Source organism: Undibacterium sp. KW1, assembly GCF_009937955.1.
Taxonomy (GTDB): Bacteria; Pseudomonadota; Gammaproteobacteria; order Burkholderiales; family Burkholderiaceae_D; genus Undibacterium.
Window position 1 is genome coordinate 1,303,909 of record NZ_AP018439.1, and the last position, 15,554, is coordinate 1,319,462.

Sequence of the window (15,554 nt, forward strand, 5' to 3'; positions counted from 1 at the left end):
CTCACCCTATGCTGCGATTATGAAAAACTCTGTTGTGTGGAGAATGTGTGCGTTGTGAATTGATTGCGGATCATCCTGATTTTTGCCGGCTCGACACCGTCAGCGGCATAGTTATCGATTTACGTTATGTCGGTGCCGACAATTTTGTCGGCCGTGAGTTATATGGTGATCTGGACTGCAGTTGGTTGCACCGCGAAGCGGTTGCTGCCCTGCAGGCTGCAGTCAACTGGTTGCATGAACATCACCCTGACTTGCGCATCCTGGTACTCGACGCCCTGCGCCCGCACCGCGTGCAGGAAATGCTGTGGCAGCACCTGGATGGCACACCCTTGCGCATGTACGTCGCCGACCCGGCACGTGGTTCCATCCATTCCTTTGGCATGGCGGTGGATGTCACGCTCATCGATGCCGCTGGCAAGGAACTGGACATGGGCAGCGGCTTTGATGCCCTCGAAGAAAAATCCCATCCTGCACTTGAGCAAAGAATGCTGGCGGAAGGGCAGCTCACCCAGCACCAGCTGGACCAGCGTGGCATATTGCGGGCAGCAATGGCGCATGGCGGATTCAGGGGCATCAATAGCGAATGGTGGCATTTCAATTGTGGCGACCCGGTGGTCGTGCGCGAAACTTATTTGCGCATAGACTGAGGATGAAGTCTTATCCTGCCCGTTACTTGCTATTGCTTTTATCCTTGATGGCAAGCACGGCCATGGCGCAAGTCAATCCGACCGCTGAACAGCTGGTGACGCAGCAATTGGCTACGATTGCCGCACAGTCTGATAAAGCGCTTTCCAGCCTGTCCGTACTTGCGATCAAGTCTGGTAAAGTCGTTTATCAGCAACAGTTCGGTCAGCGCTATATAGATCTTCAAAACCCCGCCAATAGCCTGCCTGCTGACAGCCAAACCCTGTTTCGCGTTGCATCGGTCTCCAAGATGGTGGCTGCCATAGGTGCCATGTGTCTGGTAGAGCAGGGCAAGCTTGACCTGGATGCCGATATCAGCAACTACCTGGGTTTCAAACTCAGGAACCCGCATTATCCAGACAAAGTGATCACTACCCGCATGCTGCTCAGTCATACCTCATCCCTGCGGGATGATGGTGGCTATAATTTCACTGCAGATGTCACTATGCAGAGTTTCCTGCAGCCTGGTGGCAAAAACTTTGCGCAAGGTGAGCAATGGGCTGATCCGGCGACAGCCAAGCCGGGAGAGAACTTTGCACCTGGCCGCTATTTCCATTATGTGAATCTGAACTGGGGCGTGCTGGGCACCGTCATGGAAGCCGTCAGTGGCCAGCGCTTTGATCTGCTCATGCAAAATCTGGTCTTGCAACCCTTGCAGATAGAAGGTGCATATCACCCTGAACTTTTATCGGCAGATGCCTTGTCGCGGTTGTCTGTCTTGTACCGCAAGCAGGCGAATGAAGTGTGGAATGCGCAAGGCCCGTGGGTGGCGCAGACAGATGATTTTCGCAATAAACCTCTGCTTAAAAGACAACTGGAAAACTACCGGCCAGGTACAAATGCTACCTTGTCCAGCCCGCAAGGCGGTTTGCGCATCAGCGTACAAGGTTTGAGCCGCATCATGCAGATGCTGATGAACGAAGGTGAGCTTGATGGCGTGCGTTTGCTAAAACCTGCCAGCGTCAAGGCTTTGACTGCAGAGCAATGGCGTTACGATGCAAAGACCCACAATGGGGATGATTACCATGGCCTGTTTTTATCCTGGGGGCTGGGTTTTCAGCGTTTCACTGATACCAGCGCTGCGCATTCTGGCGACAGGCTGGTACAGGCCCGGCCTGCCTTCAAACCGGTTGGTCATCTGGGCTTTGCCTATGGTTTGCAATCCGCTTTCCTGTTTGACCCGGCAACACGGAATGGCATTATCTATGTCATAGGCGGTGTTGCGGCTGATCCGGAAAAAAATCCCGGTGTCTATTCCAGCCTTAGTATCTGGGAAGAGCAGATACAGGCATCACTTTACACCCTGTTTTAGCTGGTACGGGCAATAAACTCAGCCCCGGCTTCCTTGATGCATTCGACGAAAGCGCGCGCAGAGCGTGACAGTGGCGTTGATTTTACTGTCAGCAGATACAAATCCACAGGCACATTTGGCGACAAGGGGCGGCATTGCACTTTGCTATGGTCAGATGTGGCGGCAGTAAAGGGGTCGATGACGGCTGCGCCAGCACCCAGCTCCACCAGCGTCCTGGCCAGCAAATAGGTCTGCACCACGGTGTAGGAAGTAAAGCTCAAACCCTGTTCTTCACAGGCATCCATGACGCGGCTGACAAGATGGTCATCGAGATCCAGCGCAATCAGGTTCTTGGGCAGGTCGGCAACGGGCAGGGCAGTATTGTCCAGGTTCTTTGCCCAGCTACCCAGCGGTGCGATGGCTGTCATGCTGCCACGTATCAAGGGTTCAGACGCGATATTCGGGTGGCAGGGGTCATACAATGACAGTGCAAAATCCACGTCACCGAGCAACAGGGCATTGACAATTTCGCTGGTATGATGGGTCGCCAGTGTGCAATGCACATTAGCAAATTTCTTGCGCCAGGCAGCCAGTGCAGTGGGCACGACGGTAATCGACAGGGTCGGTGTTGATGCCAACCTGACTGCTTCGTCAGGATGATTTTTCAAATTGCTGGCCAGCCTGCGTACTGATTGCAAATCACGGTTCAGTTTATCGACTTCAGCAAACAGTTTGTGCGCTTCTGGCGTGGGATGCAGCTTGCCCTTGATGCGCTCGAACAGTTTCAGGCCCAGCTGTATTTCACAATGCTGCAAGACCTTGGTCGCTGCAGGCTGTGAAATATTCAACAATTGCGCAGCACCACTGATCGTGCCTGCCTGCATGATGGCATGAAAAACTTCGATATGACGCAAACGCATGGTGAAAGTCCATTCAGCAAAAAAACGAGTTTGATTGTAACGCCTGGCGGGATTTATTGCCGTACTGATTGACGCTCAGCTGTTGTAGTTCAAACCGTAGTACGCAGGGCAAGACGCAGGTCATCACCGCAGGCCAGCAATTTGGCATGTGCGGCTGTCACGCTGATGTTGTTGAGGATAGCCAGTATCGCTGTTTTGACATGGAAGTCACATTCTTCAAGGATGCGGCGGCAATATGCTTCGTCGCGCCCGGTTGCATGCATAGTCAAGGCAACGGTGCGCCGCAGCAGTTTGACATTGGTTGGTTTGACATCGACCATGAGGTTGCCATAGACCTTGTGCAGCCTGACCATCAGGGCGCTGGAAAAGCTGTTCAGGGCGACTTTTTGTGAGGTGCCTGCTTTCAGTCGGGTACTGCCAGAAATCACTTCACTACCGGTATCCAGGGTGATACCTATCTCGGCCTGCAAAGTCACAGGTGCGCCAGGATTATTGGCAAAGCCTATGGTCAAGGCACCTGTCTGGCGTGCTGCCTGCAAGGCACCCAGTACATAAGGCGTGGCACCGGATGCGGCAATCAGCATCACTACGTCATTGGCTGTCAAACCCAGTTGCTGGATTTCTTTGGCGCCTTGGCCAGCATCATCTTCTGCACCTTCGACTGCAACAAACATGGCTTGTTTGCCACCTGCCAGCAGGGACAAAGCGCGCTCGTTTGGCCATGAGAAGGTTGGCAATAATTCCACCCCATCAAGTACACCCAGGCGGCCAGAAGTGCCGGCACCCACATACACCAGGCGGCCACCTGCGAGTATGCGAGGTGCGGCGGCATCCACAGCCGCCGCGATTTGTGCCCCAGCCAGGCTGACTGCACGTATGGCATTGAACTGATCATCAATGAAGGCATCAACCAGTTGCGTGGTCGGGTATAAATCCAGTCCTGTGTGGTTAACGCTAGGTGCTTCTGTATTCAGCATGGCTTGATTCCTTTTCTCTCATTACCTTATGTCCTCTGAAGACAGAGCACAAATGAAAGCTGATACCCGGCCCATAACTTCAGGTAATGCATGCGGCTGCATGAATTATTTGCAGATGCTCTTTGATCAGCTTATGCTGGCTTATCCTTAAAGCACAGATAAACAATGCAAATTCTTCGCCGTCACTTGATATTGATGCTGGCTGCCAGCCTGCTGCTATCGGCTTGCCAGTGGGGCTGGCTGCAAGGTGGTGATACCCGCCATCAATTACTCATCTCAGTCCCTGAACAAAAAATGGTGTTGCTGGAAGATGGCAAGCCGGTCGCGACCTATGTCATTTCTACCGCCAAACGCGGCATAGGTGATATGCCAGACAGCTATATGACGCCGGGTGGCCGCATGCAGATCGCCGAGAAAATCGGCGCTGGCGTACCACTCGGCTCAGTCTTCAAAGACCGCAAGCCTACTGGCGAGATTGTGGCTGCAGACGCACCTGGGCGTGACCCCGTGGTAACGCGTATACTGTGGCTGCGGGGCACCGAAGTGCGCAACCGCAATGCTTATCCACGCTTTATCTATATCCACGGTACGCCGCAGGAAAGCCTGCTCGGCACGCCTGCCAGCTATGGCTGCATACGTATGCGCTCGGTAGATATTGCCGAGTTGTTTGAGCGGGTGGGTGTTGGTGCGGTGGTGGATGTGCTTGAACAGCCGACAGCTAGCGCAACATCTTGATTGTTTATTTGAAAATATCTTTCGGTATTTACAATTTGATGACAATTTGAGTACATTTTTGAGCTGATTCAGAATAAGGCCGGGCGTATCATGGTCAGGTGTTTTTATTATGACAGCTCAATTGAAAGCTCAACATGCGCCCTACACTCCTATGCTCAAGCTTGCTACTTGCTCTGGTTTCTGCCTGCGGCGGGGCAGGTACTTCAGCCACCACTCCTGACGCCAGCAAGCCCCAGGCTGTCAGCACAGCCAAATCCACGCTGGCACGCAATGTCGCGCCTCAGGCCAGCGATACCGATCTGGCAGCGGCAGTGGTCGGGAATACTGAATTTGCTCTCAAAATCCTGCCTTTGCTGGATGCTCAGGGCGATAGCAATCTGGTGTATTCCCCGTACAGCCTGACACTGGCGCTGGAGATGGCAGCAGCCGGTGCCAAGGGCGATACCCTTAGTGGCATGGAAAAGGCCCTGGCTTTCCAACTGCAGCAAAGCCGTTTGCAACCAGCCCTGAATCGTCTTGATTTATTGCTGGCAGATAAAACCTCGACCGCAGCCAAACCAAATGCGCAATTGCCTAATTTGAATATCGCCAATGCCTTGTGGGCACAGCAGGGGTACAGTCTGCAAAGCAGCTACCTTGATGCACTCAGCGTGAATTTTGGTGCTGCTGTGAACTTGCAGGATTTTGTTGGCGCTGCTGAGCCTTCACGTCTGACAATCAATAACTGGGTGGCCGACCAGACACAGCAAAAAATCAAGGATCTGATACCTGCCGGTGGCATCTCACCACAGACCCGCGTGGTGCTGACAAATGCGATCTGGTTCAAGTCAGACTGGGCGCAGCCATTTACCAAAGAGGCGACACAAAACCAGGATTTTACTGACCGTAAAGGTAGTGTGAAAAATCTGCCCTTCATGAATCTGACCAGTAATTTCCAGTATGTGCAGGGCAAGGGGTATCAGGCGGTGGAGCTGCCTTATATCGATAACAAACTGGCCATGCTGGTCGTCGTGCCTGATGCGGGCAAGTTTGACAGTTTTATCCAGGGCCTGAGCAGTACAACCATCAGCGACATCACGGCAGGTTTGAAAGACAATTACATTGCCTTGAGCATGCCCAAGTTTAACTTCAGTGCCAGCCCGGCGATGAACTCCAGTCTGAGTACTCTGGGCATGGGCGCTGCCTTTGATGCAAGCAAGGCAGATTTTTCCGGGATAAGCGGTAACCGCGAATTGTCGATTTCTGGTGTCGTACACAAGGCCTTCATCAATGTTGATGAGAAGGGCACTGAAGCTGCTGCGGCTACGGGTGTGTTGATCGGTGTCACAAGCATTAATCTGACCCAACCCTTGAAGTTGACGCTGGACCGTCCTTTCCTGTTCATGATCAGGGACAGGCAGACTGGTCTCATCATCTTCATGGGTAAGCTCATGAATCCTGCTGCAAACTAATCGATAGATGCTTTAGTTGTAGCGCATAAAAAACCCCCTTGGCATTGATTGATGCCAAGGGGGTTTTGTTTTAGTTTGCTACTTATTCGTTTTACTTGAACTTGTAATTCGCCAGCAAAGTAAATGCACGTCCGCGTGGATCAGCTACACGTGGTTCCCAGGAGCTGCCTGCACCGGTATTGCTGTCATAAGTGATGGCAAATGGCGGGTCGGTATTGAAGATGTTTTTCAAACCGGCAGTCAGCGTCAGGTTCTTGATGCCGCTATAAGTGACACTCATGTTGTAGATGATGTAGGCTTTGACGTTAGGATTGTAGTTCGATGGCATGACCAGGCCATTCTGTACGCCAGGCAAGACCTGATCTTTGTAGCCAGCGCGGTAAATCTGCGTCAGTGTACCTGTCCAGTCACCCTGGGTGTAGTTGACAAAAGCAGTGTGCTTCCATCTCAGACCCAGGTCACCAGTGAAGGTGAAGCGGCCAACTTCGCTTACGCCATAAGGTGCGTTAGCCATGGGGCGGGATTTTTTCTCCAGCAGATAAGAACCATCCAGACCGGCAGCCCATTTGCCATTGAAAACTGCACCATTGGCTTTGGCTCCAACTTCTACACCACGGGTGATGCTGGAACCGGCATTCACCCAGCGTTGATCAATGAAAGCCAATGCGCCCGTACTGTCACGCAAGAACTGGCCCCTGAACAGATCATAGTTTTGCAGCATGGTGGTCAGGTCTATAGACATGATGGAATTCTCCTTGCGGATTTCCCAGATGTCAGCATTGGCACTGAAATTGCTGCTTGGTGCCCAGACCACGCCTACTGTACCTTGCTTGGCTTTTTCAGGGCCCAGCGTGGTTTTACCGCCCGTCAGGATGTTCGGCGTGATGGCTGCACAACCAGGTTTGCTGCTATCGACCTTCAAAGTCGGGCAAGTCGCTGGATCGGCCAGGTCTTTACCAGCATAAGGTGAGTCGGTAATGCCGTTAAACAACTGGTTGAACGAAGGCGCACGGAAGCCTGTGTTGTATGAACCACGGAACAGCAGTGTATCTGTCGGTGTATAACGGAAGCTTACTTTGGGATTGAAAGTGCTGCCAAAACCAGAGTAATGATCCTGGCGGCCTGCAACGGTAACTTCCAGTGATTTCAAGACCGGTACCAGTACCTCGGCATACACGGCGCGGATATCACGGCTGACCTTGGGCAAGGCATTGCTGTCATCAAAAGGCGCATTCAGGATGGCAGGCCGTACGCTGGCTGCCCTGGCATCACCATTGAAGGTATATTCTTCCTTGCGCAAGTCAGCACCTACTGCAGCCATGACGGGGCCTGCTGGCAATTGCCAGATTTCGCCAGACAGGGCAGCATCAGCCTGGGTCAGCGTGGTCTTGCCACCATACAATGTGACGCCTGCTGCTGAAGTGCTATTGATCAGGTCAAGCGCAGCTTGCGATTGCTTTTCACCAGGCTTGAGAAAAGGGTTGATGATGCCGGTACCCAGGGCATTTGCCAGCGCAACGGTATAGTTATAACCCGTGCCCAGTTTGGATTCAGACTGGCTGTACGCGCGCGACAGGCCAACGCGGTAATCCCATTTGCCGATCTGGCCATCTGCACCGAGTTGCAAGCGGGCGGCTTCTGTCTTGGTGGTGATTTCACGGTTGCCACATTCCATACAGCGCCAGCGGTAGGCGATAGGCGCACCACGGTTCGCTTCTATGCTTGGGAATACCGCAACGATGGCATTGAAGACATCGTTATAGGCTGAACCTGTGCTTGGATAAAATGAAGACGCAGGGAAGTTGGTGCCCGGCGACACCTGGTTGGGTGAAAAGCGTTTGGATACTTCAACCTGAGAGCCAACTGCTTCGGCAAACAACTGGTGTGTGCCTATCTTGAACGTGGCACGGGCGACAAAGTTATCGTTCTTGACTGGTTGCTGCAATACGGCAGCGCGGCCTGTGTCCCAGGCGCAGGCATATTTGGATGATGCTACATCCCACAGCTTGGCATCATAAGCTGCCATGCCATCTACCGCGCCGCAACCCGCACCGCCCGGCAGGTTCAGCACATTGATGGCATTCATGACCTGGGTAGTACCTGGGAATACCGGGCCACTATTGCTCTTGTTGCTGAGTATGGTGTTTGCCAGTGATGTGGCAAATACGGTCGCATTCGGTGTACCACGGGTATCTACCGACAATCCACGGTTGGGCTGGAAGGTATTGACAAAATCACGCTGGTCACCACGCAATGCATCGTTCTCGCTATGGGTGGCCGTCAGCAGGACATTGTAGTGATCATTTTCCAGATCACCAAAGCCTCCAACCACAGACACGCGCTTGATATTGCCACCACCTTGCTGGGAGATATCGGTGAAGGCCTGGGCTTCCAGACCATTATAATTCTTGCGCAGGATGAAGTTGATGACACCACCAATCGCATCTGTACCATAGATGGCTGAGGCGCCATCTTTCAAGACTTCGATTCTCTCCACTGCAGCCATGGGGATGGAATTCAGATCGACTGCCGAGCCCTTCATGCCATGGGTGGCAACGCGACGGCCATTCAATAACACCAGCGTGCTGTCAGCACCCTGGCCACGCAGGTTGGCGGAAGATGCACCGTTATTACCGCGCTGGGCACCGGAGGTAACGTCAGCATTACTGGCCAGGTTGTCAGAGCCATTGCCATTGATATTCAGGTTGGCAATAAATTGTTCGGCAGTGACGATGCCCGCAGCTTCGAGTTGCTTGCGGGTAATGACTTCTATCGGCAAAGCACCTTCGGAGGCAATACGCTTGATGCTACTACCGGTAATTTCTACCCTTTGCGGTGCTGGAGCAGGCTGTTCCTGCGCCTGTACCCATCCGCTGGTACCGGCAGAAATGCCTATCAGGGCGATGCACCTGGCTATGGTCTTTAACTTCACTGGTCTCTCCTTTGGTCGTACGACATTGATATTGTGAGCTCGGTATTTGTTTATGCTCAATTCTGGTCGCTGCTTTGAATTGATATAAATTTTATGTGTATGTTTATATGTTCCAGACTAGGGTTTTGTCACAATACGTGACAAATGAAAATATCATGACGGGCGATAACCAAAAGATATGGGGTTTACCATGACCAGCCCGTCTGCCAGTGCGGATGCTGATTTCAGAGGAAAAACAGCGCATACGCCAAAGAAAAATACGTATGTACAAGGCTGTTCATACGTATCTAAAAACCACACTTGCTGCTTGAATTTATGTCAACCTGACTTCAGGGCAGACTATAACTTGCGCGCACGCCCTCTACACCGGTACGGCTGATGGCTGACACCGTGACTTGCCTGATTGCCCCTAGCTGAGGATCATCGCTGATGTCTATGCTCATGTTCTGGGCAGGCACCACGGAGAACAGCCATTGCTGGTCTGTGCGCTTCCAGATCGCCAGCAGGCGGGTATTGCTGGTATAGCTCAGTTGCACGCGTAATGATTTCTTGTCGGTACTGGCTTCCAGCACAGCGCTGGCAGGTGGGCTGCTGTCCAGCCAGGGGCTGGCGGGGACCAGCGACTGGGACGTGTATTTCTCGCTCCCCAGGCGTTTGCGTATGTCTTTGCGGTTCTGGTTCAGTGCTGCCATGCTGAAATGTACGTGGCCGTTCCCGGCTTTTTCACGCAAGGCATCGACCTGGTTCAGGATTTCATCAGCAGGCCAGGACTTGTCCGTATTGTCTATGCGGCTGGTATAGAGACCAGGCCAGATATGCTTGCCAGTGGGGTTCTGGGCCAGCCAGTAATCATGCAAGACCTTGAAAGCTTGCGGCCCCTGATTGATCGGCCAGTAAAGCTGGGGAGCGAGGTAATCGAGCCAGCCTTTGGCCAGCCACAGTTCTACATCGGCATACAGCTTGTCATATTGACTGAAACCGGCAATGCCAGGCGGCAAGCGGTCTGGCCTGCCTATGCCAAAGGGGCTGATACCAAATTTCACCCAGGGTTTTTCCAGATGTACGCGCTGGTTGACTGCTTCTACCAGGCGGTTGACATTGTCACGGCGCCAGTCTGCACGCGCCAGTTTGCCGCCAGACTGCAGATAAGCAACCCAGGATGGGTCATCTGGGAAATCCTGCTCTGCACCATTGCTGCCCTTGACCGGGTAAGGGTAGAAATAATCGTCGATATGGATGCCATCGACATCATAACGGCGCACAACATCGCTGATGACATTCAGGGTTTGCTGCATTGCCAGCGGTTCACCCGGGTCCATCCATTGCAGGTCGCCATAATTCTTCACGACTTGCGGTGCCAGCTTGCTGATGTGGTTGGTCGCCAGTGCCATTTTGGATTGCGCGGTGCGGGAACGGTAGGGGTTGAACCACGCATGCAATTCCAGTCCGCGTGCGTGAGCTTGCTCCACCCAGAATTGCAGAGGGTCGTAATAAGGTGACGGTGGCCGTCCTTGCTCACCAGTCAAGAACTCTGACCATGGTTCTAACATGGACGGATAGATCGCATCCGCCGCTGGCCGTACCTGCAAGACGATGGCATTGAGTTTCAACTGCACCGCATTGTCGAGTATCGTGAGGACTTCGTTCTTTTGTTTTTCTGTACTGAGGTCACGGCGCGAGGGCCAGTCTATATTCGCTACTGTTGATACCCAGGCAGCGCGGAATTCACGCGGCAAGGGCGGCGCATCTTTGACTTGCACAGGGTAATTAACCAGGGCATTTTGCGGGATGATGGTCAGATCGACTGCGACAGGTTTAGGCTGGGGCTTTACTGGCGGCGTTGCGGTGGAGCAGGCAAGCATCAGTGCACACGCAGATGTGACCAGTGCAGGCAGCTTGAAACCTTGAAGAGCAATTTTCAAATTAGACAAAGTAAAAGCAGGTCGTGACGAGGGTGGTAACGAAAACATGGATAAGCCGGACTAATAATGCAATAAAGAGCGAAAGACCTGAGATGCTACTGCATTACACTTTGACAAACCAGCGTTTCTTCCACATTGCCCAGGCGATCAGCAACATCAGCAGATTAAACAGTATTGCATACAGCAGGGAGGCATTGACTGCATTCATGGGCAGGGCCTTGATCGGCGCATAGATAAGTGCCTGCAGACTGGGCTTAGTGCCATCAGCCTGATCTACATGGATAAATCCCAGCATTTTGGCAATCAGGCCAGACAGGGTGAACAGGAACAGGGCATTCATGCCATACATGACAAAGGGATGGCAGAGCTTTGCCATGGATTTTTTTAGCAGGGCGGAGGGATTGCCATCCAGCAGCCAGTAAAAACAGGCTAAACTGATCAGTGCCCAGCCTGTCATGAAGATGCTGTACGACGGTGTCCACAAGCTTTTATTGATGGGCATGAACAAGCTATCCAGCACCAGGCCAATTGCCAGGCAAGCCAGGCCTGCGACAAAGAACCAGGCAGTTTTGGTAGCCGCATCCTGCTTGCTGCTGAGCCAGCGTCCGGTCCATGCACCAAAGATTACACTGCTGACGGCAGGCAGGCTACTCAGCACGCCCTCTGGGTCCCAGGTTTTTGCGCGTTTCCATAAATGCCCGTCGAGCAAGAGCCTGTCCAGCCAGGCTCCGGCATCGCGCCCCGGTTCCAGTACACCCCTTGCCCAGATACCGTCAACATCGGGTACAGATACGGCTAACATGAGTATGGAATACACAGTGAAGAGTATGCCAGCCCAGATTGCCTGCCATTTCCAGTCACAATAAATCAGTATTGGCGCTGCCAGCAGAGTGCACAGGGCGATGCGCTGTAAGACGCCAGGGATGCGAACTGACTGAAAATCAAAGTTGGAGACGAGGTTAAGTGTGAGGCCTATCAGGAATATCCATAAGGCCCGCTTGGCGGTTTGCCTGAGCAACTGCCCCTGGGCATAGCCAGCCATGAGTTTTTGATGCAGGGATATATGTAGCGATACACCAACGATGAACAGGAAAAAAGGGAAAATACAGTCAGTAAAAGTCCAGCCTGACCACGTCGCATGCTCAAGTGGCGGGTACAAGTGCCCCAGTCACCCGGATTATTCACCAGGAACATGCTGGCAATAGTGAAGCCACGAAATGCATCGAGTGACAATAATCTGGATTTATTCATCGTGCTGACAGTATGGGCTGAAAAAAAGGGCGCTTGCGCGCCCTTGAGGTCTCGTTCGTCTTGGGGGAGTCATGAGAGTAATCCAACGAGGAAAGAAGGATTACATACATCATAGACACTAATACCAGTTAACTGCGATTGACTTTTTATTCATCAGATATAAGCCTGGGTTATTCGCTGCCTTTACTGGTTTTGGTTTTCTTTCTGTAAATCAATATTTTCAACAGCCTTCCTGATAGTGAGGCTTAAAAGTAATTTATTCTTTTGTCGTTTATCTACTCGGGAAAAGTTCCAGGCCAGGTTTAAGTTGCATATAATCAAATATTACAGTGCGGCTTTCTTGTAGGCGTTTTTATAAATCAAACACGTCAGTAACGCATTTGTATCGTTTTCCTTGATAAGCAGACAGATGAATACCACTGAATCAGATAATCGTGAAAACAGTAGAGAGCTTAAGCGCCAGGCAGCCTTAAAGTTACTGGAAAAGACGGGCATCATGCGCAGCAATTATGCGCCGCCTTACTTGCACCTGTTGTGGCGCATGGGTTTTGATGTTCCGCCGCCACACTTTGCCAAATTCTGGCAAAACGCACTGTTTTCTGGCTGCTTTTATGCAATCGCCTGGGGGACACTGATGTACTTTTTTGTCTGGTCCAAAACAGCCATGTCTGCCACCGCCATGCTGAATTCTGCCGGGATTGCCGGTATTCTGTTTGGCCTGGCCCTGGCCAGTTATTTTGCGCATGGCAAACGCAAGCATGGACTGCCATCCTGGCAAGAGTTCAAACCTGACAGCGTTGCTTGATGATTGATGATGGCATGAAGTATTTTCTTTCCGCTTCGCTGTGCAGCTTCACGCTGCTTGTCTGCACAACTGTTCAGGCTGCCTCAACGCCAGTTCGTGCGGCGGCGGTGGCGTCATCAGCGCAACAGGCAGCAATGCAGCTTGAGCTCGACAGGCTGATCGCACAGTTTAGCGATGGCATTGCAGAAACTTACAGCGAAAATCCTGCCCGTATCGTCTATGGAAATTTGTTTGGCGACCATCAACATGACGCCGTTGTCCTGTTCAATCTCGAAGGATATGGTGGCGGCAACCATCATGCAGAATTCATCGCCTTTTTTACCGAACAGGAACAATTTGACGTGGCTGGCAAACATACACGGCCCTATCTGCTGGTCGCAGTTACCAAGTTGGGTGAGCGTGGCTGGCGTTCTTTTGATTTTAACAGCCCGAGTATCAAGCAGGGTGCTGTCACCCTGAAGGGCAAGGAAATGACTTCAGGTGACGCCATGTGTTGCCCGTCTCTGACGATCACCCGCAGTTTCAGTGTCGACGAATTTGATCACATTCTCGAAAGCAAAGACGCAAAAGTGAAACGCCGTGTTACTCGTCCATGAATTTGATGTTTAACTTCACGAAGTTCAAATTTCACACATTCCAGTTTCTGAGGTTCAAACCTCTCACATTCAAATTTCTGCGTTGTAAACAAGCCTTAAACTCATCAGTTTTAAATTTCCCGAATGCAAAATAAGACAGCATGTTTGAATTAACAACATAGTGCTTGTAGTGCGTATTGGATTGCAGGATACTTGTAAGCAGACATTTCAGCCGCAGTTTTTTGCGCGCATCTTCAGCACAGAATTCGATATAAAAATAGAAGTCGACAAGCAATATCAGCACATTTAGCATAGATCAGTACATCGCGGAGGCTGGCAAGGCTCCGCACACCAAAAACTTGGTATAGCACGACTCAGTAACTGGGAAATCTTAGTATGAGACCGTTGAAGAACAAGCACGTCAAATTCCGTTTTAGCCTCAGCCTGCTATTCGTCATGGCATTGGGGCTTAGCCAGCCACTGGCAGCGCAGGACACCGATAGCGTCATAGGGCGTTTTGATATCAGCCGTTACGATGTCAAAGGCAATAATTTGCTGAGTGCTGCTGCACTCGATAGCCTGTTGGCACCGTATACCGGCAAAGGCCGCAGTTTTGCCGATGTGCAAAGGGCGCTCGAAGCACTGGAAAAAGCCTATCGTCAGAAAGGTTATAGTCTGGTGCAGGTAGTCTTGCCTGAGCAGGAATTGAACCAGGGCGTTGTTAAATTCATCGTCGTGCAGGCGCGCATTGCCAATGTCAGTATCAAGGGCAACCGTCATTTCGACAGTGACAATATCAAACGCAGCCTGCCCCAGTTGCGCGCAGGTGATACGCCCAATATTAAAAAACTGTCTGAGAGCCTGAAGACGGCAAATGAAAATCCCGCCAAAAAAACCAGTTTGCAATTCGAGACATCAAATCAGGAAGGTGAAGTCAATGCAGTCCTGAATGTCACCGACAGCAAGCCCTGGACAGTTGGGGCAACTGTGGATAATGCCGGTGACAGTAATACCGGCAAGTCACATCTGGGCTTGTTGTTCCAGCATGCCAATGTCAGCGGGCATGATGATGTACTCAGCCTGCAATATACGACCACCCTGCAAAAACCGAGTAAGTACGCGGTGTTTGGTGTTGGTTACCATTTGCCACTTTATGAGCGTGGTGACAGTGTGGATTTGTACGCGAGTTATTCGAATGTCGATTCAGGCTCGGTCTCGGCTGGTATCTTTGACCTCAATGTCAGTGGCCGTGGTTTTGTCGTAGGCGGGCGTTATAACTTCAACCTGGGCCGCAGTGAAGATTTTGATTCTCGGCTGAGCTTTGGCTGGGACTATAAGGCATTCAAGAACAACGTGGCCCTGCAAGGCATACAACTGGGTAATGATGTCACTGTCCATCCCATCAGTATCAGCTATGCGGCCAGTCTGAATTCCACGGCAGGTGAGACAAATGCCTATGTGACAGCAGTGCACAACCTGCCCGGCGGTGAAAAGGGCAAGACCGAAGATTTCCAGCGAGTGCGCAGTGGCGCGACTGCTGGCTACAGCATCCTGCGCTATGGCTTTGGTTATAGCAAAGTCTTGCCAGCGGCCTGGCAATTGAAGCTCTTGCTCAGTGGTCAATATACGAGGGACAGCCTGGTTCCAGGTGAGCAGTTCGGTGCCGGTGGTGCCAGCAGTGTGCGGGGCTTTACTGAACGGGCGCTGGCCAATGACTATGGCACTCTGATCAGCGTAGAAATTTATACACCTAATCTGTGTGCCGGTTTCAGTGCCAGTTTTACCCAGTGCCAGCTACTTGGTTTTTATGACGCTGCCCATCTGTCGCGTAACAAGGCGCTGCCTGGGGAGCAGAGTTCGGCTTCCCTTTCCAGTGTAGGCATAGGTGTCAGGCTGGCCATGTCGCGCATGATGTCGCTGCAGATGGACTATGGCAAGTCGCTGCATGCGCCGGATGAATTGAGCAAAGATGACAGGCGTTTGCATGTCAGGCTGGGCATCAACTATTAAT

Annotated in this window: 12 protein-coding genes; 7 read left to right on the forward strand and 5 right to left on the reverse strand. The window is 51.9% G+C overall.

Going from position 1 to position 15,554, the window contains the following annotated elements; translation table 11 throughout:
* Window positions 1-47: 47 nt before the first annotated feature.
* On the forward strand, window positions 48-647 hold the full coding sequence (locus UNDKW_RS05850) for a M15 family metallopeptidase (protein ID WP_162040206.1): 600 nt from the start codon (window positions 48-50) through the stop codon (window positions 645-647).
* 2 nt (window positions 648-649) lie between these two features.
* Window positions 650-1,996 carry a serine hydrolase gene (locus UNDKW_RS05855; protein WP_197893103.1) on the forward strand — a complete coding sequence of 449 codons (1,347 nt, stop codon included), beginning with the start codon at window positions 650-652 and terminating at the stop codon, window positions 1,994-1,996.
* On the opposite strand, the gene UNDKW_RS05860 is transcribed toward UNDKW_RS05855, so the two are convergent.
* Both UNDKW_RS05860 and UNDKW_RS05865 read right to left on the reverse strand, forming a co-directional pair.
* Window positions 1,993-2,895, reverse strand: coding sequence for a LysR family transcriptional regulator (locus UNDKW_RS05860; protein ID WP_162057945.1), 903 nt, complete (start codon window positions 2,893-2,895; stop codon window positions 1,993-1,995). The genes UNDKW_RS05855 and UNDKW_RS05860 overlap by 4 nt on opposite strands.
* 89 nt (window positions 2,896-2,984) lie before the next feature.
* The gene (locus UNDKW_RS05865; RefSeq protein ID WP_162057946.1) at window positions 2,985-3,872 is read right to left on the reverse strand and encodes an N-acetylmuramic acid 6-phosphate etherase; all 888 of its coding nucleotides are present in this window, start codon (window positions 3,870-3,872) and stop codon (window positions 2,985-2,987) included.
* A gap of 165 nt (window positions 3,873-4,037) precedes the next feature.
* Between UNDKW_RS05865 and UNDKW_RS05870 the strand changes: the two genes are divergently transcribed.
* Both UNDKW_RS05870 and UNDKW_RS05875 read left to right on the forward strand, forming a co-directional pair.
* Complete coding sequence (locus UNDKW_RS05870; RefSeq protein WP_232063257.1) at window positions 4,038-4,607, forward strand: L,D-transpeptidase; 570 nt, start codon at window positions 4,038-4,040, stop codon at window positions 4,605-4,607.
* Between the two features lie 134 nt (window positions 4,608-4,741).
* Window positions 4,742-6,058 (forward strand): serpin family protein, encoded by a 1,317-nt coding sequence (locus UNDKW_RS05875; protein ID WP_162057947.1) that lies wholly within the window; start codon window positions 4,742-4,744, stop codon window positions 6,056-6,058.
* A gap of 91 nt (window positions 6,059-6,149) precedes the next feature.
* On the opposite strand, the gene UNDKW_RS05880 is transcribed toward UNDKW_RS05875, so the two are convergent.
* The 3 genes from UNDKW_RS05880 to UNDKW_RS05890 all read right to left on the reverse strand — a co-directional run bounded on the left by UNDKW_RS05880 (window position 6,150) and on the right by UNDKW_RS05890 (window position 12,071).
* The gene (locus UNDKW_RS05880; RefSeq protein ID WP_162057948.1) at window positions 6,150-8,990 is read right to left on the reverse strand and encodes a TonB-dependent receptor domain-containing protein; all 2,841 of its coding nucleotides are present in this window, start codon (window positions 8,988-8,990) and stop codon (window positions 6,150-6,152) included.
* A 329-nt stretch (window positions 8,991-9,319) separates the two neighbouring features.
* The gene (locus tag UNDKW_RS05885) at window positions 9,320-10,921 is read right to left on the reverse strand and encodes a glycoside hydrolase family 10 protein (protein ID WP_370529091.1); all 1,602 of its coding nucleotides are present in this window, start codon (window positions 10,919-10,921) and stop codon (window positions 9,320-9,322) included.
* A 94-nt stretch (window positions 10,922-11,015) separates the two neighbouring features.
* Window positions 11,016-12,071, reverse strand: a complete 1,056-nt coding sequence (locus tag UNDKW_RS05890; protein WP_232063258.1) for an acyltransferase family protein — start codon at window positions 12,069-12,071, stop codon at window positions 11,016-11,018.
* 501 nt (window positions 12,072-12,572) lie between these two features.
* Here UNDKW_RS05890 and UNDKW_RS05895 point away from each other — a divergent pair.
* The 3 genes from UNDKW_RS05895 to UNDKW_RS05905 all read left to right on the forward strand — a co-directional run bounded on the left by UNDKW_RS05895 (window position 12,573) and on the right by UNDKW_RS05905 (window position 15,553).
* Window positions 12,573-12,968, forward strand: a complete 396-nt coding sequence (locus UNDKW_RS05895; RefSeq protein ID WP_162057949.1) for a DUF6404 family protein — start codon at window positions 12,573-12,575, stop codon at window positions 12,966-12,968.
* Between the two features lie 14 nt (window positions 12,969-12,982).
* Window positions 12,983-13,564, forward strand: coding sequence for a hypothetical protein (locus tag UNDKW_RS05900; protein ID WP_162057950.1), 582 nt, complete (start codon window positions 12,983-12,985; stop codon window positions 13,562-13,564).
* 375 nt (window positions 13,565-13,939) lie between these two features.
* Complete coding sequence (locus tag UNDKW_RS05905) at window positions 13,940-15,553, forward strand: ShlB/FhaC/HecB family hemolysin secretion/activation protein (RefSeq protein WP_232063259.1); 1,614 nt, start codon at window positions 13,940-13,942, stop codon at window positions 15,551-15,553.
* Window position 15,554: the final 1 nt, after the last annotated feature.